Below are 18,746 nucleotides of genomic sequence, written 5' to 3'. Positions count from 1 at the left end.
TGAATCGGCCAGTGCCCGGCGAACGACGTATGGCGGCCTCACCCACCCCGTGCCATGCTCGCTGAAAAACGGACAGACCAGCGGGAGGACGCTGGTGGACATCCACTTACTCGGGCCGGTGGAGCTTCGGCTGGAGGGTCGGCAACTGAAGCTCGGTTCGGACAAGGAACGAACCCTGCTGGCCGCTCTGGCACTGGAAGTGGGCCGCCCCGTCTCCATGAACGCGCTCATGGACCGGCTCTGGGACGGCAAGGCTCTACCGCGCGCCCGCGAGAACGCACACACATACATCTCTCGGGTACGTAAGCATCTACGCCTCGCGGGTACGGGGCCGAGCGCCCCGCGCATCACCAGCCGGGCCCACACCTATGTGCTGGACACCGACCCCGACTCGGTCGACCTGAATCGCTTCCAGCGCCTCACCGATCTGGCCGGAGCGGCGGCGACCAGCGGGGACGACGAACGCGTCGTGGACCTCCTCGCCCGCGCCGAAGACCTCTGGCAGGGCGAGGCCCTCGCCGGGCTCCCCGGCACCTGGGCCGAAACCGTACGCGCGACGCTCGCCGAACGCCGTCTCCACGCGACCATTTCCCGTATCGCGGCTCTCCACCGGCTCGGCCGTTTCGCGGACTCGATCGGGGAGCTGTCGGCCATGGTGCGCCAGCGCCCGGAGGACGAGACGGTGGCAGGCCAGTTGATGCTGGCGTACTACGGCAGCGGCCGATACACGGACGCCTTACGGGTGCATCAGCAGGCCCGTCAGCTGCTGATGTCGGAATTCGGCTCGCGCCCGGGTGCCGAACTGGACCGCATCCACCGGGGTGTTCTCGACCGGAAACCAGTGGACGGGCTCGTCCGGACCGCCGCGGCCGGGGCGTCCTCCGAACCTTCTCCCGGAGGGAGTTCCGCCGACCAGCCTCCGCCCCGGAACCTCCCGTACCAGCCTCCGCTCATCGGCAGGCGCTCCGAACTCGACGCCCTGATGGCCTCCATCGGCGCGGAGCCGGGGGGAGGGGCGGTGCTGACGGTGGAAACGGTGAGCGGGATGGCCGGGGTCGGGAAGACCGCGGTCGCGGTGGACACGGCTCGGACACTGGCTCCTCGCTTCCCTGCCGGCCAGGTCTTCCTGGACCTGCACGGCCACTCGCCCTCCCAGGAACCGCTGAGCCCGGACGCGGCCCTCGCCAGGTTGCTGCGGCTGTTCGGAGCGCCCGCCGATACGATCCCCGTCCGGCTGGACGAGTTGATCGCCCTGTGGCGGACCACCATCGCCGACCGCCGAGCCGTCATCGTGCTGGACGACGCGGCGGGCCCCGACCAGGTGGCGCCCCTGCTGCCCGGCAATTCGCCGACCCTGACCATCGTCACCAGCCGCCGGCATCTGACCGGGCTTCCGCATGCGGTGCCGCTTGCCCTGGACGTGCTGCCGACCGATGACGCGATCACGCTCTTCCGGAGTTTCGCGGGTGCGGCAAGGACCCAGGACATCACGGAGACCACCCGCATTGTGCGCCTATGCGGCCATCTGCCGCTCGCCATCGAATTGGTGGCCAACCGATTCCGTTCCCGGCCCTCCTGGACCCTGACCACCCTGGGCGAACGCCTGGCCCGCAGCCCCGGGCCCCTCGGCGAGATCCGCAATGCCGACCAGGAGATTTTGCGCGCTTTCTCCCTTTCCTACCGGGCCCTCGACACGGCACAGCGCACCACGTTCCGGCGCCTGGGACTGCATCCGGGGCCTGACTTCACGGCCGAATCGGCCGCCGTACTACTCGATCTTCCGGCCGAGGAAACGGAACGGCTGATTGAATCCCTGCTGGAGTGCCATCTCCTCCGGGAACCGGTCCCGGACCGGTATCGATATCACGACCTCCTGGGCGATTACGCCCGCATGCTCGCCTTTTCGGAAGACGAGGAGCGGGAGCGCGAAGAGGCTCTGGCCCGGCTGATCACCTTCTCTCTGCGGGCCGCGGAACACGCCGACCGCATGGCGTACCCACGGCGGATCCGGCTCGCCACGGACGGTACGGATCAGCTTCCGGCCCTCCCCCGCATGCGGAACGCCGATGAGGCACGCGCCTGGTTCACCGCCGAACGCGGCAACCTCCTGGCCGCCGAGCGCCACGCCCGCACCCACGGCTCACCGGAGTCCGCGGCCCGGCTCGCCCATGCCCTGGCCGGTTTCCTGGAGGCCGAATGCCATTGGCCGGAGGCCGCCGACATCCTCCAGCACGCCGCCGACCACTGGTCCCGCACCGCCGACCAACCGGCCCTGTGCCACGCCCTGCTCTGCCTCAGCTCCAACCACGCCAACACGGGCCGCTACGCGCAGGCCGTGGAGGCGGGCGAGCGGGCACTGGAGATCGCACGGGCGACGGGGGACCGGGAGGCGGAATGGGAGGCGTACCGGAGCCTTGGGATCATTCATTGGCATCAGGGTGGGTACGAGGCATCGGTCACGCTGCACCAGAAGGCACTCGCGATCGGGGTGATGACAGGAAACGTCTGGAATGAAGCCCGATCTCGCAACAACATTGCGATCTCCCTGCTCGATCTCGGCGAACCAGAACGCGCACTCGATCACTTCCGCACGGCGCTATTCGGTTTTCGGTCCGCAGGTGACCAGTCGGGTGTCATTAGAACATTGAATAACCTAGGCGACCTGTACTCGCGCAGAGGCGACCACATACAGGCCCGGAAGGCTTTCGAGGAATTACTCCCCCTGACGGAGTCCGCGGGAAATCCCTACACACAGGCAACGGTGCGCACCAACCTGGCCGCGAGCCTTGCCAAAACCGGAGAAGCCGGCCGCGCACTCGCCCTGCACCAGCAGGCATTGACAGAATTTCGCCTATTGGGCGATAGGAAGAGTCAGGCGACAGCGCACAACGGACTAGGGGAAGCGCACCTCGAGGAGGGCTCCGCCGACGCGTCCGCCGACCACCATCAGAAGGCCCTGGACATCGCCCGCGATATCGGAGCAACTCCGGAGATCACGCGCGCGCTGCGTGGCCTGGGACGGATCGAACTCAACGGTGGCCGACTGGACTCCGCGAGGCGGCACTTGGAGGCATCCATAGCCACCGCGCACAAGGCCAACGCGCGCGATGACGAGGCCCGGGCCCAGGCACTCCTCGCCGAGGTCCGGCTGGCGACGGGCGATGTGACGCAAGCACGAGAGCTGCTACAGAGAGCGCTCTCAGTACTGCGCCCGTTGGACGCATCTGAAGCGGAGCGAATTAGCAGTCGCTTGGCTGGGTTCGGCGGCGGCACGGCGAACTTGACTACCGAAGGATAGTTCGTTTTCCTTGCCTCTTGATCGAACAATTAAATCGAACGTGTACCCGGCGAACTCAGTTTCGACAAACAAGGCACTGATCAGCTAGCCTCACCGCCTGAACAGCAACACCGAATGGCGAATGAGGTTGGCGTTGTCACGCATCCAGGGTGCTTTTCTGGCCGCAACCGCTGTGGCGGCTATCACTGTAGGAGTAACGTTTCTGGGAGCAGCGTCGGCATCTGCCGTGTCCACGCCCGCGAAGGCAAGCGACGAGGTCGTGGCCATGCACACGAAAGCAAGCGGTGAGGGCGTGTGCATGCCCACGAAGGTAAGCGATAAGCAAGGCAGCTCTGCACAGTGAGCGGATGCCAAGCCCCGGGCCGCACCACCGGCCCGGGGCTTGTCTGTGTGTGACCGCCCCGCCCCGAAAATCTCGCGCCCTCGGGCACCTCGCGTCGTTAGGATCCGCGCATGGCCACAGCCGAGCACGCAGTCCTTCATGTCCTTACGGGCTACCGGCCGAAGACCACCATGGAACACTCCGACCTTGAGCGGGTCCGTGGTGCCGTTGAGGCGGGGGCTCCTTGGGAGCGGGAGAGTCCGCTTCATATCACCGGCTCTGCCCTGATTGTGCACCCCGACAGTGGGCGGGTTCTGCTTCGATGGCACCAGCATCTTCAGTCGTGGTTGCTCGTGGGCGGGCATGCCGATCCGGGGGAGTACGACCCGCTTGCCATCGCCTTGCGGGAGGGGCGGGAGGAGACGGGGTTGCCGGATCTGGCTCCGTGGCCGGATGCGGAGGTGCGGCATCTGGTGATCGTTCCGGTTCCCGAGAACAGCCGGGAGCCGGCGCATGAGCATGCGGATGTGCGTTTTGTGCTGGCCACCAATGTCCCCGAGGCCGTACGGCCGGAGAATCCGGACGCGCCGCTGCGCTGGCTGACGCCGGACGAGGCGCGGATGGCCATTACCGAGGCGAACGTCCTGGACACTCTATCCCGGGTTGAGCCCCTGCTCGTGCGCTGATCAGTCCTTACTGAACGCCTGGGCCACGGCGAGGCTGTCCTCGTAGACGTGGTGCCGGGTGACCAGGCCGCCTTCGAGCGTGAGGTGCAGGGCGAACCGCGCGCGATAGGCGCGTCCGGTGGCCCGGGCGGTCTGGCGGATCTCGCCCAGGACGACCGCGTCGTCGCCGTCGACGAGGATGCGCTCGATCTCGGTGGCCGCCTGCTCGGGCACATGGTGATGGGCCAGGTCGCGGAAGTGGGCGGCTACGTCCTCGCGGGTGGACCGGTGGCGAATCCAAGGGGTGGCCGGGCGGCCGTGTTCGGCCTCCGGCCAGTCCAGTTTCCAGTCGCTGCGCTCGGCGTACAGCTCGGCGATGCGCTCGGGGTCGCCCTCGCCGATGCGGCGCAGCAGTTCCTCCACCAGCGCGCGGGTGGTCAAGGGTGCGGCCAAGGACATGGGGATCCCTTCGATCGGAAACCTTGCGGGGAGCGATCACCATGCTGCCGGGGGCGGCGGTCCGGGGCGATTACGTCCCGGGTAATGCCGACCGTCCCGGGTAATGCCGTCGCGGGTGGCCTGGTTGTGGGGCCCGGTTGTGCGGTCGCGCTTGTGCGGGGAGGTCAAGCGGGGGTGGGGCGGTTCGACCTGGGTGGACGTGGCGGGCGGGGGTGGTGGTGGCGAGCGTGGGTGGGAGGGGGCGCAGTAGCGGCACGAGTGCGGAGGGAGGATCGGCGATGGCCGGTTCCACAGCGTTCGATCGCGGGGAGTGGCGGACCACACTCGATCAGATCACGGCCGAGCACCAGGGCGAACTCGCCACCATCGAGGTGCTGGAGCCCTCGGTCGGGCACCAGTACGAGGCCGAGCGGCTGCCCTTCTCCTCCCTCGCCTACGACCCGAAGGACGACACGGTGATCGGTGCCGTGGGCGGGAAGTCGCCGCGGTATCCGGTGGTGCTGCGGCACATGGTGTCGCATCCCACCGAGGTCGATGTGGCCACGGAGGACATCCCGGAGGCGGCCGTACGCGTCGTCGCGCCGGATGGCACCGCCACCTTGATCACCTTCTACCCGGAGGAGTCGGGGACGGCGGGTTAGCGCCACAGGGAGATCGCCAGGCCGAGGCCGCCGAGCGCGATGGCGATCCGGAGCGGGGTTTCCGGCAGACGGCGGACGACCAGAGGGCCGAGTGAGCTGCCCAGGAGGGCGCCGAGGCCGAGGGATACGGCGGCGGCCCAGTTCACGGGTGCGACGGCGACGTAGGCGATGGCGGCCACGATGTTGGCGGCACCCGTGGCGACGTTCTTCACGGCATTGGTGACCGGGAGGGGTTCCGTCGCCGACAGCGAGAGCACCGCCAGCATCAGCACGCCCGAGGCCGCGCCGAAGTAGCCGCCGTACAGGCCGACCAGCAGGACCGCGGACGCCAGCGGGAGGCTGGGGCGGGCGGTGTGGTGCACGACGGAGCGTGCGCGGGAGGCCATGAGCCGGCGGAGCGGATCACGGACCAGGATCAGTACCGAGCTGAGGGCGATCAGCCACGGTACGACGGCCTCGAAGGCGGAGGACGGCGTTCCCAGCAGGAGGGCGGCTCCGACCGCGCCGCCCAGGGCCGCGATGGCGCACAGCCGCAGGAGGCGGTCGCGCTGGCCGCGGAGTTCGGTGCGGGAGCCCGCCGCGGTGCCGACGGTGTTGGAGAACAGGGCCACCGTGTTGGTCACATTGGCGGCCACCGGCGGCAGCCCCACCGCGAGCAGCGCCGGATAGCTGAACAGCGAGGCCAGTCCCGCGATCGAACCGGCGAGTCCGGATGCCACCCCGGCCGACACCAGCAGGGCGACGGAACCGATGTCCATCCGTCCCCCACCCCTGTGCCGGTCCATGTGTGCGTCAGCGTGCGCCGCGTGGGCGGCGCCGCGCCTCATCCTCACAGGGGTGGCGTCCCGTATGCAAGACAGAGTTCATGTATGTGTATGCGATCTGCATGTGGCAGCGGTGTCGCGTTGCGTCGTCGCGTTACCAGAGCAGGGCGTCTTACCAGGACAGAGCGTCCTGGAGGTCCGTCTGCCAGTACGTGACCCGGGCGGCGCTGTCGACGAAGACCGAGCCACCGGGCAGTTCGACCTTGGCGGAGTCCTCGTTCCCGTCGATGAACACCTCAAGCGAGTCGATCTTGCTGCCCTCGTCGCCCGAGCCGTCCGCCGCGGAGGTGGTGATGCCCGCGTAGGCGCTCTCGCCCGGGGCGAGCACGACGACGGACTGCGGCTTGCTGTCCTCGTTCACCGGAGTGGCGGCCTGCGCGTCGGCGCCGAACTTCAGGCTCGGGTAGCCGACCAGCTTGCAGTCCACACCGGCCCCGTTGGTCGCCTTCAGCAGCATGTGGTTGATGGGGTTCTTGACGTTCTGGACGGAGAGGACCGTCTTGTTGATGTCGCAGTCGCCGATCGGCTCGTCGTCGGACGCCGCGCCGGGCTTCTGGGCCTGCGCCTTCGCGTCCTTGACGTCCGCGGCGCCGCTCTTGCCGCCCTTGTCGCCCTTGTCCGCGGTACCCGACTCGCCCGCACCGTTCGCCGCGTCCGTGCCCTTCTCGGTGCCCGCATCCTGTCCGCCCGAAGACGCCGGGGCCGACGAGTTCGCCTTGCCCGCGTTGTCGGAACCCCCGTCGCCGTCCCCGCCGCACGCCGCGGTCAGGCTCAGGGCGGCGACGGCCACGATCGAGGCGGCGATGGTACGGACGGTGCGGCCGCGGCGGAAGGCGGTGGCGTACATGGCGGGTTCCTCCTGTGGGTCTGCGGTCCGCGGTCTGCGTGGCCGCGGGGTGTGGAGCTGCGGTCCGCGGGCCCGCGGTCTGCGGGTCTGCGGTCCGGCCGGTGTGCTCACCGGCTCGGTGTGACTATGAGTTTTCCTTGGTCCGCTGACGCAACGCTGCCGCCCCGACGCCGTTCCGCTAACGCCGCGCTAACGCATCGCCGGGCGTACCGGAGGTCACCGTTCCGCCACGTCATCGGCCACTTGGTCCACCGATGCCCGCGACCGACCTAATGTGGTCTCCGGTAGGGCCGTTCAAGACGCGGAGACGGCGCGGGAGAGGCGCGGGAGAGGGGATCGGCGATGCCGCTGGCCACCGGGGATCCGGAATCCATAGGCGGCTATGCCCTGGTCGACCGGCTCGGGCAGGGCGGCATGGGCGTCGTTTATCTCGCGCGTGCGGCCTCGGGGCGGCAGGTCGCGATCAAACTGGTCCATGAGCAGTACGCGCGGGACGAGGAGTTCCGGACCCGCTTCCGGCAGGAGGTCGCGGCGGCGCGGCGGGTGAGCGGTGCGTTCACCGCCCCCGTGGTGGACGCGGATCCGGAGGCCGACCGGCCGTGGATGGCCACGCTGTACGTACCGGGGAGCACCCTCTCCGAGGTCGTACGGAAGAACGGCCCCTTGAGCGGGCGGGAGTTGCGGACGCTCGGCCTCGGACTGGTCGAGGCGCTGCGCGACATCCACCGGGCCGGGGTGGTGCACCGGGACCTCAAGCCCGCCAACATCCTGATGGCCGAGGACGGGCCGCGCGTCATCGACTTCGGCATCTCCCGCGCCGTCGACAGCCAGACGCTCACCGTCACCATCGGGCGGGTGCTCGGCACCCCGCCGTTCATGTCACCGGAGCAACTGCGCAGCCCGCGGGGGGTGACGGCCGCGTCGGATGTGTTCTCGCTGGGGTCGCTACTGGTGTTCGCTGCGCGGGGCAGCAGTCCCTTCGAGTCCGACAGCCCTTACCTGTCGGGCTACCAGGTGATGTACGAACATCCGACGCTGGAGGGGGTGCCTGAACCGCTGCGGGTCATCGCCGAGCGCTGTCTGGCCAAGGCGCCGGAGGCCCGGCCGGAGTTGGAGGAGCTCCACCGCGTGCTGCGCGCGCTGCCGGACTTCCCGGCGGCGGAGCGGGTGAGCGCCCAAGGCGGGGAGGACGGCGAAGGCGGCGAAAGTGGGGAAGTCAGGGAAGGCGGGGACGCGGCGGGGGTTGAGGGGGCGTCTGCCGGGGGGCCGGGGCCCGGGACGGCCCATGGCCCGGTCACGCCGCACCCCGCACGTACGGCCCACGGCCCCGGGGCTACGGCTCACGGCCCTGGGGCGGCCCACGGCCCCGCGACCACGGCTCACGGCCCTGAGACGACTGTCGACGGCCCCGCAACGGCCGGCGCCGGGCGTCCTCCCGTCTCCCCGCCGCCCGAGACAGAGGACACCCGACCGGCGCAGGGAGCCCGGCGGCGGCTCGTCGTCACCACCGTCGGGGTGGCCCTGGGCGTCACCGGGCTGAGCGTCGCGGCGGCGGTCTTCGCCCCGGACAGGGGGGAGTCGTCGGGCGACCCGTCCACCACCACCGCGCACTCCCAGCCGCCCGCGTCGCTCCCCGCGGGCTGGCGGCCGTGGCGGACGGATCTGCGGGTCGAGACCGAGGGACCGCCCCTCGTCTACAACGAGCCCGGATGTGTCTCGGAGAGCGGCCGGACCCTGTACTGCGGTGGAAACGGCTTCACGATCGCCAAGGTCGACGCCGCCAGCGGCCGCGTCAAGTGGCGCTGGGGCTCCCGCCCCCAAGCGGCGCCGCCGATCGGCGTACGGGACGGAATCGTCTACGGCTACCGGGAGTCGCAGGACGGACGGCGGTCGGTGGTGGCCCTGGACGCCGCCACCGAGAAGCAGCGGTGGGAGAGGCGGATCAGCGAATCCGCGACGGTGCGACCGTTCCGCGGCGGGGTGCTGACGCTGTCGTCGGACAGCCGACAGCTCATCGCCTACGGGGCGTCGGGCGAGCCGCTGTGGCAGTCGCCCACGCCGGAGGGGAAGTTCTGCGAGCCGACGGTGCTGGGCGGCGCGCCGTACGGCATGTGCGCGCCCACCGACTCCCATGGCCTGGCCGCCGAGGGCCCGTACGACCTGCTGCGGCTCGACCCCTCCGATGGCACACGGCGCACGCTCACCACCCTTCCGGAGAAGACGCTGACCGTCGGCGCGCTCCAGGGCAAGCCGCTGTTCGTGGTGGCGCAGACCACGAAGGAGGTGTACGACTCGGGGTACGAGCGCCCGTACAAGGCCATGGTGCGGGTCGATCCGCGCACCGGCGAGCTCAAGCGGATCCCGCTGCGGCGCCCGGTGCTCGGCAAGCCGACCCTGCTGCACGGCACCGTCTACTTCGTCCGTCCCAACGGGATGGTCACCGCGGTGGCGGCGGACAGCGGCCGGGAGCTGTGGCAGCGTGCGACGGAGACGGAGAGCCTGTCCGCGCCCGTGCTGTCCAGGCGGTACGGGAAGCTGTACTTCGCCAACCGCTTCGGCCGTCTGCTGGCGCTGAACGTGGACGACGGCAAGGAGGCGTGGCGCACATCCGCACTGGAGGACCCCGGGACCGCGGCGCAGGACACGGAGCCGACGGTGCTGCTCGTCAAGGACGCGATCGTGGCGATGGCCGGGGACACGGTGTTCTCCATGCGTCCGGACCGGCCCTCGGCCCGGCCATCGGCCTGATCTGTCTTCCCCGTCTCTTCTGTCTTGCCCATCTTTTCCGTCTTGCCCGTCTCGCCTATCGCCTATCTCGTCCGTCCGTTTTGTCCGCAGGTCCCGCTGCGTTGCTCGTTCGACGTCGCTACGTCCGAGCCGCGCCCACGAGTTCTCCCAGGACGTCCGTCATCGTGACGAAGCCCAGGACCGTGCCGGTGTCGGACGTCACCGCGGCCAGGTGGGCGCCGGTGGCGCGCAGGGTGGCGAGGGTGTCGTCCAGCGGGGTTTCGGCGTGGACGCGGGGGACGGTGTGCACGGCGGTGCGGGGGAAGGAGCGGTCCCGGTCGGTGATGCCGAGGGTGTCCTTGATGTGGAGGTAGCCCAGGATGGCGCCGCCGGGGCCGGTGACCGGGAGGCGTGAGTAGCCGGATGCGGCCGCCGCGCGCTCCAGTCGGGCGGGGGTGACGCGGTGGTCGACGGTGACCATCGCGTCGAGCGGGACGAGGATGTCGCCGACTCGCCGCGTGCCCAGTTCCAGGGCGTCGCGCAGCCGGTCGCCGCCGGACGTGCCGAGCAGCCCGGCGTCGCTGGAGTCCCGTACCAGCCGGATCAGTTCGGCGTCCGTGAAGACCGACTCGATCTCGTCCTTGGGCTCGACCTTCAGCAGCCGCAGCACGCCGTTGGCGAAGGCGTTGACGCCGAAGACGACGGGGCGCAGGAGGCGGGTGAGTGCCACCAGCGGCGGGCCGAGGAGGAGCGCGGTGCGCTCGGGGGCGGCGAGGGCGATGTTCTTGGGGACCATCTCGCCGATGAGCATGTGGAGATACGTGGCCGCCGTGAGCGCGAGGACGAACGCGATCGGATGCACCAGGGCGTGCGGGACATGGACGGCGTCGAAGACCGGCTCCAGCAGATGGGCGATGGCCGGTTCGGCGACCGCGCCCAGGACGAGGGAGGAGATGGTGATGCCGAGCTGGGCCGTGGCCATCAGCGCGGACAGGTGCTCCAGCGCCCACAGCACACCGCGTGCCCGCTTCTCCCCCGCCTGTGCGCGCGGCTCGATCTGGCTGCGGCGCACGGAGATCAGGGCGAATTCGGCACCGACGAAGAAGGCGTTGGTGAGGAGGGTGAGGGCGCCGATGGCGAGTTGGAGGACGGTCATCGGGGGGCCTCGGGGGTTGCGGAGTTCTTCGGGGTCTCGGAGGTCTCGGGGGTCTCGGCACGCCGCGCGCTCTCGGTGACCTCGGTGATCCGTACGCGGTCGGCCCGGTGGTGGTCCACCTTCAGGACCGTGAGCTGCCAGCCATCGGTCACGAAGGTGTCCCCGGCCGCCGGGATGCGCCTCAGGGCCGTGGCCAGCAGGCCCGCGACGGTTTCGTACGGGCCCTCGGGCGCGGTCAGGCCGATGCCGGTGAGCTCGTCCAGCCGTACGCCGCCGTCCGCCTCCCAGGCGCCGGGGCCGAGGGGCACCAGGCCGGGGGCCTCGTCGCTGTCGTGTTCGTCGCGGACGTCGCCGACGACCTCCTCGACGATGTCCTCCAGGGTGGCGACCCCCGCCGTGCCCCCGTACTCGTCGATGACGACGGCCATGGTGCGCGCGCCGCGCAGCCGGTCCAGCAGCCGGTCCACCGGGAGGCTGTCGGGGACCAGGAGCGGGGGCGTGGCCAGGTCGGTGACGGGGGTGGTGGCGCGGCGGGCGGCGTCGAGGGCGAGGACGTCGCGGATGTGCACGGTGCCGACCACCTCGTCCAGGCTGTCGCGGTAGACGGGGAGGCGGGAACGCCCGGTGGCCAGGGTGAGGTTGGCGGCGTCTGCGGCGGTGGCGTGGGCCTCCAGCGCCTGGACGTCCACGCGTGGGGTCATCACGTTCTCGGCGGTCAGCTCGCTCAGGTGGAGCGTACGGACGAACAGCTCGGCCGCGTCCTGCTCCAGCGCGCCCTCGGCGGCCGAGTGGCGGGCCAGCGCGACCAGTTCGTCCGGGGTACGGGCGGAGGCCAGCTCCTCGGCGGGCTCCAGGCCCAGGCGGCGCACCAGACGGTTGGCCGTGTTGTTGAGGTGGTGGATCAGCGGGGCGAAGGCGGCGGTGAAGGCGCGCTGCGGGGCGGCGACCGCCTTGGCCACGTGCAGGGGGCGGGAGATGGCCCAGTTCTTGGGCACCAGTTCTCCGGCGACCATCAGCACCACCGTGGACACGGCCACGCCCAGCACCACCGCGGCCGTCGACGCCGCGCCCTCGGGCAGGCCGGCCGCGGTGAGCGGGCTCTCCAGGAGAACGGCAAGCGAGGGCTCGGCGAGCATGCCGATCACCAGGGAGGTGACGGTGATGCCCAATTGGGCCCCGGAGAGCTGGAACGTCAGCCGGCGCACCGCCGTGAGCGCGCTGTCGGCCCCGCGCTCACCGGCTTCGGCGGCGCGCTCCAGGTCGCCGCGTTCGACGGTGGTGAGGGAGAACTCGGCGGCCACGAAGACCGCGCAGGCGAGTGTGAGGGCCAGCGCGAGAAGCAGCAGCAGGGTCGCGGTCACCGTGCCACGCCCGTTTCCCTGATCGAGCTGATCGAGCTGATCGAGCCGGTCAGGGGCGCCCCGGTGAGGGGCGGGTGGGGGGTGGCACGGGTGGTACTGGGAGGTTCACCCATTGCGGGTCTGGTGCTCCTTCATCGCTCGGACGGTGCTGGGAGGGCGCCGGGAAGACGTCAGTAGGTCAAGTGTCCCCACACCCATAGTAAAGGGACGGTAAAGGTGCGCGGCGCCGGGCCGCCGCTACGGCCCGCGCCGAAATCGGCTCCGCGTAACCTGCGGCTTTTCCGTGTCCGCTCGATTGGGAGCGGGGTTGCCTGTCGGCGGCACAGGTTTATCCGCAATACTTCCCGCCGTGGAGCAGAGCACTGGACCGATCATCCCGCCCATTCACACAGCCGGGACGGATCCGGGGTATGTCCCCGGCCTGACGTCCCCGCGCCCTGCCGATGTGGAGGAGGACACCCCGGACAAGGCAGCAGAGCGGCCGCCGGAGAAAGTCACGGCCGAGGACGAGCCCGACGAGGACGAGGGCGTCGACGCCAAGGCGGAGTCCGACGCCGACGCCGAAGCCGATGCCGATGCCGATGCCGATGCCGACAGCGAAGCCGATACGACGAGTGACGTCGCGTCCGACGGGGAAGCGGACGCCGACGGCGAGGACAAGGACCGCGAGGACGGCGCGGACGAGGACGGTGGGGCCGTCTTCGAGGTGTCCGACCGGCGCGGTGTGATCCGCGCTGCGCGCAGTGGCGTCACGTTCGAACTCGACGGCGAGAAGGCCGAGTTCGGATGGGACGAGATCGGTGCGGTGGAGGTCGACACCCCGCGGTTCGGGAAGCGGTTCGGCATCACGGTCTATACGACCAACCGGCGTTGGTACACGGCCGATGTCGAGGCACCGGCCCGAAAGCTCCTCAAGGAGTGGACGGCGGAGCTCGACGTAGTGCTCGACGAGTATTTCGAGGACTCGGCGGACTCGGAAGACTCGAAGGAGCCGGAAGAACCGGAGCAGCCGAAGGAGCCGAAGGAGTCGAAGGAGCTGGACGAGCCGAAGAGCTCGGAAGACTCCAAGGGCTCGGCGGACTCAGAAGACCCGAAGGACTCGGCGGACTCCAAGGGCTCCGAAGACCCCAAGGGCTCGGCGGACTCCAAGAGCTCGGAAGAGTCGAAGGACTCGGCGGACTCGAAGGACTCGGCCGACAGCGAGCCGGCCGAGAAGGCCGAGAAACGTGACAACTGACCGCCCGCACCGCGTCAGCGTCGCCGGAGTCATCGTGGACGAACGCGGCCGAGCGCTGCTGATCAAACGGCGCGACGGCAGCACCTGGGAGCCGCCGGGCGGTGCGCTCGACCCCGAGAGCACCGCCCTCGACGCCCTCCAGGGCGAAATCCTCGAGGAGACGGGCGTCAAGATCGCGCTCCCGGCCGCGCTCACGGGGGTCTACAAGGACATGAACGACCTCACCGTCTCCCTCGTCTTCCGCTGTACGGCCCTCGACGGCACCCCCGTCACCGGCCCCCGCACCCGCGCTTGGCGCTGGGCCACCCGCGCCGAGGTCCCCGACCTCGCCGACGAGGCGTACGCCATACGCGTCCTGGACGCCCTCGACGCCACCACCCCACCGGCGATCCGCGCCCACGACGGCGTCACGCTGGTCTGACGCCGGTCCGACGCTCGCGTCAGGCGTTCGTCCGGCGTTCTCCGGCGTTCGCCTGACGCACAGCTCACGCCGCGAGCCGCCACGTCAGCACGCCGTCAACAGCCGGGTCAGCCCGCCGAGAGCAGCCGCGTCAGCTCGTCCGCCACCGCCCGTGCCGCCGGACTGGTCCAGCGGCGCCGGTGGCGGGTGAGCTGGACGGGAACCGGCGGGATGGGCGGGCCGTGTACCTCCGCGAGCTGGCCGTCGGCGAGCTGGCGCTCCACCGTGGCGCGGGGGAGCAGCGTCAGGCCGAGGCCCGCCGCGACACAGGAGCGGGCGGCCTCGATGCTGCCGAACCGGGTGAGGCGGGGCGGCGGGCCCGGGAGGGTGAGCAGGGTGCGGACGAGGTGATCGCTGTAGGAGCAGCCCTGTTCGTGGACGAAGAAGCTCTGCCCGGCCAGTTCGTCCCAGCCCACCTCGTGTCCGGCCATCGGGTGGCCGGGGGCGGCGAGGTAGACGAGGGGTTCCCGGGCGATGGGGCGGGCGACGAGATCGGCGTCGGTCACGTCCTGTTCGAGGAGGAGTACGAGGTCGAGCCGTCCCGTACGCAGCCCCTCGACGGCCGCCGCGCTGCCCGCGGGGTGGAGGTGGACGTCTATCCCGGGGTGGGTGCGGCGCAGGGAAGCGATCACTCGGGGGAGGTGGGAGGCGCACAGGGATTCACCCGCGCCGAGGGCTACGGGGCCCTCCACCGCGCCGTCCGCGCCGTCGCCGTTTCCGGCCGCCGCGACCGCCCGCAGCCGGGCCTCGGCGTCCAGGACCTCCTCGGCCTCCGTCAGCAGCCGGCGGCCCGCGCTGGTCGGCAGGGCGCCTGAGGGCAGCCGGTCGAAGAGGCGCGTGCCCAGTTCTCGCTCCAGGGTGCGGATCTGGACGGTGACGGTGGACTGGGCGAGATGGAGCTCGGCGGCGGTCGCGGTGAAGCTGCCGGCTCTCGCCAGCGCCGCGAACGTCTTCAGGAGTCGTGTGTCCACGACGGTCAGGATAGGCAGACCCGCCCGCCACCAGGGTCCATCGGGTTTCTCGATCGCCTCCAGCGAAAGGAATCGTTGGACGCGATATCGATCCGGTGGAACCGTGGACGGCATGACCGCACCCACCGCAGCCACCACGGACGCCGCAGCCACCGCGCCCACCACGGACACCACCGGCACCACGAGCACCACCAGCACGACCGGCACCACCGGCACCACCGGCACGACCGGCACCACCGGCATCGAAGTGCTGCACTACTCCGCCTTCACCTCTCGCCCCGACGGCGGCAATCCCGCCGGTGTGGTCCTCGACGCCGCGGCCCTCGTGGACGGCAAGGGGACCGACGCGGCCGACGCCGCCATGACCGCCGTCGCCGCACGGGTCGGCTACTCGGAGACCGCGTTCATCACCGAGCGGGACGAGGCCGCGCGCCGCTACCGGCTGCGGTACTTCAGCCCACTCGCCGAAGTCGCCTTCTGTGGGCACGCCACCATCGCCACAGCCGTGGCCCTGGCCGAGCGCGACGGCCCTGGTGAGCTGGTCTTCGACACCGCCTCGGGCGAGATCCGCGTCGAGACCACGGCCGACGGCGACGGCCCGCCCCGCGCCACGCTCACCAGCGTGCCCACGCGGTCCCGCCCCGCCGACCCGGGCACGGAGATCGGGCCGACGCTCGCGGCGCTGCGCTGGTCCGTGGACGACCTGGACCCGGCCCTGCCCCCGCATGTCGCCTACGCGGGCAACGACCACCTCGTCCTCGCCGCCGCCACGCGCGAGCGGCTGGCGGACCTCGACTACGACTACGACGCGCTGGAGGCGGTGATGCGGCGGCGCGGCTGGACCACGGTGCATCTGGTGTGGCGCGAGACCCCGGAGTCCTCCGCGGGCGGACCCGCGAAGGACTCCGGGGACGGCCTCGCGGACAGCCCCGCGCAGGGCTTCGTCTTCCACGCCCGCGACCCGTTCCCCGTCGGCGGGGTCGTCGAGGACCCGGCCACCGGTGCCGCGGCGGCCGCCTTCGGCGGCTATCTGCGGGTACTCGGCCTGGTCGACGGCCCGACCCGGGTCCGTATCCGCCAGGGCGAGGACATGGGCCGTCCCAGCGACCTCCTGCTCGACGTCACGCCCGGCGACCCCCGGGTGCGGGTCAGCGGACAGGCCGTCCCGATCCCGTCGACCGTGTGAGGAACGGTGTGATGAAGACGCGCTACTACCACCTGCCGCGCCTCACCGGCGTGGACGCACTCCGCCTCGACGAGCGCGAGGTGACCGCCCCCGGCCCGCGCGAGGTGCTGGTCCGGATGCGGGCCTGGTCGCTCAACTACCGGGACCTGATGATCGCCTCGGGCACCTACGGGCGCGCCCTGAAGCCGGACGCGGTGCCGGTGTCCGATGGGGCGGGCGAGGTGGTGGACGCCGGTTCCGACGTCACCCGGTGGCGGGAGGGGGACCGGGTCGCCGGTGTCTTCATGCCCGGCTGGATCTCCGGCCCGCCCACCGCGCGGAAGACGGCGGGCGCGCTGGGCGGCCCGGCCGACGGGGTGCTCGCCGAGTACGTCCTCTTCGACCAGGACGCCCTGGTCGCCGCCCCCGCCCACCTGGACTTCGCCGAAACCGCGACGTTGCCGTGCGCCGCCGTGACCGCCTGGCACGCGGTGGCGGTCAGCGGCGGGCTCACCCCCGGCCAGACGGTGCTGACCATGGGCAGCGGTGGGGTGTCGCTGTTCGCCCTGCGGTTCGCCGCGCTCGGCGGGGCCCGTGTGTTCGCCACCTCCAGCGACGACGCCAAACTGGAACGACTGCGCACCCTGGGCGCCGCGGACGGCGTGAACTACGCCCGTACCCCCGACTGGGGCCGACTGGTGGCCGAGGCGACCGGCGGCGGCGTCGACCACGTCGTGGAGGTGGGCGGTCCGGGCACCCTGCCGCAGTCGCTGGACGCCGTACGCGTAGGGGGCCGGATCAGCCTCATCGGCGTCCTGGCCCAGGACGGCGTGGCCGACCCGTCCGCGGTGCTGCGCAAGGGCATCACGCTCCAGGGGATGTTCGTGGGCAGCCGCGAGATGTTCGAGCAGATGAACCGCGCCATCGAGCACCACCGTCTGCGCCCCACCATCGACCGCGCCTTCCCCTTCACGGAGGCGCCCGCCGCGTACCGGTACTTCGCGGGGCGCGGGCACTTCGGGAAGGTGGTCATCACGGCTGAGTGAGCGCGACGCGCGGGCCGGTCGCCCCTGCCGGTAGCGGTGGCACTCCTCACTACGGAACGGAGTTACGGCGTCTTCACTACGGAACGGAGTTACGGCGTCCCGCCCCAAGGCGCCCCGCCCGCCGCCGTTCCGCACCGCGTACGTAAAGCAGGGCCGCGCCCGTCACCGCCAGTGGCCACAGCAGATACCGGCCCGACATGACCAGCAGGGCCAGCACCGCGACGATCGCGGCGAGGGCCGCCGCCCGGCCCTTGCTGCCGCGTGGCAGGAGCCGGATCGCCGCCGCCACGCCGATCGCGTACACCGTGACGAACGACCCGGTGGTCAGCAGCACCAGCGGCTGCGGGCCCACCCCCGCCACGGTCACCGTGAGCAATCCGGCGAACCCCAGCCCGGAGACCACGCCCAGGCTGCGCCGGGGGACCTCGCCCGCCACCTCACCGCGGGCGAGCCAGCCGGGCAGCGCACCGTCCCTGCCGAGCGCGGCGCCCAGCTTGGCGGCGCCCGCGTAGTAGGCGTTCATGGTGCCGAGCGTGAGCAGTAGCGCGGCGACGGCGGCCAGGACCCGGGCGTTGCCGCCCATCCCCCGGGCCATCAGCTCGCCGAGCGGCGCGTCCGCGCCCGCCGCGCCCTTCCCCAGCACGGTGGTGACGGCGAAGGCGACCGACAGGTAGAGCAGTCCCACGACGACCACGGCGGCGCCGGTCGCCCGCGGCAGGTCTCGCGCCGGGCGGCGGAATTCGCCCGCCAGGTGGGTGATCGCCTCCCAGCCCGCGAAGCTCCACACCAACAGGGCCGCGGCCGAGCCGATCGCGGGCCAGCCGTGCGGGGCGAACGGCCGGAGATTGTCCATCCGCGCATGCGGCAGGGACAGCCCGACGGCGAGCAGCAGCAGGACGACGAGCAGCCCGGCGAGGGCGAGTTGGAGTCGGCCGGTCATCCGCAGCCCCACCGCGTTGACCGCCGTGACGGTGGCCATCAGGGCGGCGGCCGTGACCGTGGCGGTCGTGGTCCCGCCGCCCACCGCGGCGGCCACGTACGCGCCGCCGAACAGGGCCGCGGCCGCCGCGCCGGGCGGCACCGCGAGATAGAAGCACCAGCCGACCACCGCGGCGGTCCGCCCGCCAAACGCCAGCCGGGCGTAGGTGGACACACCCCCGGCGTCCGGGTGGCGGGCGCCGAGCGCGGCGAAGGTGGCGGCGAGCGGTACGGAGACCACGACGAGAGCGAGCCAGGCCAGCAGCGACGCCGGTCCCGCGGCATCGGCGGCGAGCGCGGGCAGGGCGATGACCCCGGTGCCCAGCACCGCGCCCACGTACAGCGCGGTGCCCTGCGACGCGGTGAGCCGGCCGCCCGCCGTCAGGCGGGACCCACCGGCAGCGGCGGCCGGAGGGCCGGACCCGTCGGCGGCCGCAACCGGAGGGCCGGACCCACCGGCAGACGCAACCGGAAGGTCAGGCCCGCCAGAAGGCCCAGCAGGCAGCCCGGACCCACCGGCAGACGGACCCGGCAGCCCGGACCCACCAGCAGAGACACCCGGCAGCCCGGACCCACCGGCAGACACACC

The 18,746-nt window shown here is 71.5% G+C and carries 15 protein-coding genes; 8 read left to right on the top strand and 7 right to left on the bottom strand.

The window, feature by feature from the left end; genetic code table 11:
- Positions 1-94 precede the first annotated feature (94 nt).
- On the top strand, positions 95-3,298 hold the full coding sequence (locus AB0E24_RS13450; RefSeq protein ID WP_359376728.1) for an AfsR/SARP family transcriptional regulator: 3,204 nt from the start codon (positions 95-97) through the stop codon (positions 3,296-3,298).
- 453 nt (positions 3,299-3,751) lie between these two features.
- Positions 3,752-4,306, top strand: coding sequence for an NUDIX hydrolase (locus AB0E24_RS13445; protein ID WP_174884874.1), 555 nt, complete (start codon positions 3,752-3,754; stop codon positions 4,304-4,306).
- Here the strand turns inward: AB0E24_RS13445 and AB0E24_RS13440 are convergent, their stop codons facing one another.
- Complete coding sequence (locus AB0E24_RS13440) at positions 4,307-4,744, bottom strand: nuclear transport factor 2 family protein (RefSeq protein ID WP_093702507.1); 438 nt, start codon at positions 4,742-4,744, stop codon at positions 4,307-4,309. It abuts the gene before it with no gap.
- Between the two features lie 278 nt (positions 4,745-5,022).
- On the opposite strand from AB0E24_RS13440, the gene AB0E24_RS13435 reads away from it, so the two are divergent.
- A complete protein-coding gene (locus tag AB0E24_RS13435) occupies positions 5,023-5,385 on the top strand; it encodes a DUF5335 family protein (RefSeq protein WP_069860272.1) in 363 nt (120 codons plus the stop codon).
- Here AB0E24_RS13435 and AB0E24_RS13430 read toward each other — a convergent pair.
- Entirely contained in the window at positions 5,382-6,143 is a 762-nt protein-coding gene (locus tag AB0E24_RS13430; RefSeq protein WP_251773363.1) for a sulfite exporter TauE/SafE family protein, read from the bottom strand. The genes AB0E24_RS13435 and AB0E24_RS13430 overlap by 4 nt on opposite strands.
- A 178-nt stretch (positions 6,144-6,321) precedes the next feature.
- Positions 6,322-7,056, bottom strand: a complete 735-nt coding sequence (locus AB0E24_RS13425; RefSeq protein WP_069860274.1) for a DUF4232 domain-containing protein — start codon at positions 7,054-7,056, stop codon at positions 6,322-6,324.
- A 342-nt stretch (positions 7,057-7,398) separates the two neighbouring features.
- Between AB0E24_RS13425 and AB0E24_RS13420 the strand changes: the two genes are divergently transcribed.
- Positions 7,399-9,804, top strand: coding sequence for a serine/threonine-protein kinase (locus AB0E24_RS13420; protein ID WP_359376723.1), 2,406 nt, complete (start codon positions 7,399-7,401; stop codon positions 9,802-9,804).
- 118 nt (positions 9,805-9,922) lie between these two features.
- On the opposite strand, the gene AB0E24_RS13415 is transcribed toward AB0E24_RS13420, so the two are convergent.
- Both AB0E24_RS13415 and AB0E24_RS13410 read right to left on the bottom strand, forming a co-directional pair.
- Positions 9,923-10,939 (bottom strand): hemolysin family protein, encoded by a 1,017-nt coding sequence (locus AB0E24_RS13415; RefSeq protein ID WP_359376720.1) that lies wholly within the window; start codon positions 10,937-10,939, stop codon positions 9,923-9,925.
- Positions 10,936-12,300, bottom strand: coding sequence for a hemolysin family protein (locus AB0E24_RS13410; RefSeq protein WP_359376718.1), 1,365 nt, complete (start codon positions 12,298-12,300; stop codon positions 10,936-10,938). Before AB0E24_RS13410 ends, AB0E24_RS13415 begins: the two co-directional genes overlap by 4 nt.
- 349 nt (positions 12,301-12,649) lie before the next feature.
- Between AB0E24_RS13410 and AB0E24_RS13405 the strand changes: the two genes are divergently transcribed.
- Both AB0E24_RS13405 and AB0E24_RS13400 read left to right on the top strand, forming a co-directional pair.
- Complete coding sequence (locus tag AB0E24_RS13405; RefSeq protein WP_359376715.1) at positions 12,650-13,537, top strand: hypothetical protein; 888 nt, start codon at positions 12,650-12,652, stop codon at positions 13,535-13,537.
- Positions 13,527-13,958 (top strand): NUDIX hydrolase, encoded by a 432-nt coding sequence (locus AB0E24_RS13400; RefSeq protein WP_359376712.1) that lies wholly within the window; start codon positions 13,527-13,529, stop codon positions 13,956-13,958. Before AB0E24_RS13405 ends, AB0E24_RS13400 begins: the two co-directional genes overlap by 11 nt.
- A 107-nt stretch (positions 13,959-14,065) precedes the next feature.
- Here the strand turns inward: AB0E24_RS13400 and AB0E24_RS13395 are convergent, their stop codons facing one another.
- Positions 14,066-14,968: a LysR family transcriptional regulator gene (locus tag AB0E24_RS13395; RefSeq protein WP_359376709.1), complete on the bottom strand. Its 903-nt coding sequence runs from the start codon at positions 14,966-14,968 to the stop codon at positions 14,066-14,068.
- A 112-nt stretch (positions 14,969-15,080) separates the two neighbouring features.
- Here AB0E24_RS13395 and AB0E24_RS13390 point away from each other — a divergent pair, with 112 nt between their 5' ends.
- Together AB0E24_RS13390 and AB0E24_RS13385 are read left to right on the top strand one after the other, a co-directional pair.
- Positions 15,081-16,154 carry a PhzF family phenazine biosynthesis isomerase gene (locus tag AB0E24_RS13390; protein ID WP_359376706.1) on the top strand — a complete coding sequence of 358 codons (1,074 nt, stop codon included), beginning with the start codon at positions 15,081-15,083 and terminating at the stop codon, positions 16,152-16,154.
- Between the two features lie 11 nt (positions 16,155-16,165).
- Positions 16,166-17,179, top strand: a complete 1,014-nt coding sequence (locus tag AB0E24_RS13385) for a zinc-dependent alcohol dehydrogenase family protein (RefSeq protein ID WP_359376703.1) — start codon at positions 16,166-16,168, stop codon at positions 17,177-17,179.
- 76 nt (positions 17,180-17,255) lie between these two features.
- Here AB0E24_RS13385 and AB0E24_RS13380 read toward each other — a convergent pair whose 3' ends face one another.
- Positions 17,256-18,662, bottom strand: a complete 1,407-nt coding sequence (locus AB0E24_RS13380) for an APC family permease (protein ID WP_420544217.1) — start codon at positions 18,660-18,662, stop codon at positions 17,256-17,258.
- Positions 18,663-18,746 lie beyond the last annotated feature (84 nt).

The organism is Streptomyces malaysiensis subsp. malaysiensis, assembly GCF_040653035.1.
Lineage (GTDB): Bacteria > Actinomycetota > Actinomycetes > Streptomycetales > Streptomycetaceae > Streptomyces > Streptomyces malaysiensis.
Note: the sequence above shows the minus strand (reverse complement) of the source record. Positions and strands in the feature narration are given on the sequence as shown.

What these genes read in the sequence shown, in the direction of transcription:
- AB0E24_RS13440 (WP_093702507.1), bottom strand. Translation starts at nt 4,744, where the DNA reads ATGTCCTTGGCCGCACCCTTGACCACCCGCGCGCTGGTGGAGGAACTG.
- AB0E24_RS13415 (WP_359376720.1), bottom strand. Translation starts at nt 10,939, where the DNA reads ATGACCGTCCTCCAACTCGCCATCGGCGCCCTCACCCTCCTCACCAAC.
- AB0E24_RS13420 (WP_359376723.1), top strand. Translation starts at nt 7,399, where the DNA reads ATGCCGCTGGCCACCGGGGATCCGGAATCCATAGGCGGCTATGCCCTG.
- AB0E24_RS13390 (WP_359376706.1), top strand. Translation starts at nt 15,081, where the DNA reads ATGACCGCACCCACCGCAGCCACCACGGACGCCGCAGCCACCGCGCCC.
- AB0E24_RS13430 (WP_251773363.1), bottom strand. Translation starts at nt 6,143, where the DNA reads ATGGACATCGGTTCCGTCGCCCTGCTGGTGTCGGCCGGGGTGGCATCC.
- AB0E24_RS13385 (WP_359376703.1), top strand. Translation starts at nt 16,166, where the DNA reads ATGAAGACGCGCTACTACCACCTGCCGCGCCTCACCGGCGTGGACGCA.
- AB0E24_RS13425 (WP_069860274.1), bottom strand. Translation starts at nt 7,056, where the DNA reads ATGTACGCCACCGCCTTCCGCCGCGGCCGCACCGTCCGTACCATCGCC.
- AB0E24_RS13445 (WP_174884874.1), top strand. Translation starts at nt 3,752, where the DNA reads ATGGCCACAGCCGAGCACGCAGTCCTTCATGTCCTTACGGGCTACCGG.
- AB0E24_RS13435 (WP_069860272.1), top strand. Translation starts at nt 5,023, where the DNA reads ATGGCCGGTTCCACAGCGTTCGATCGCGGGGAGTGGCGGACCACACTC.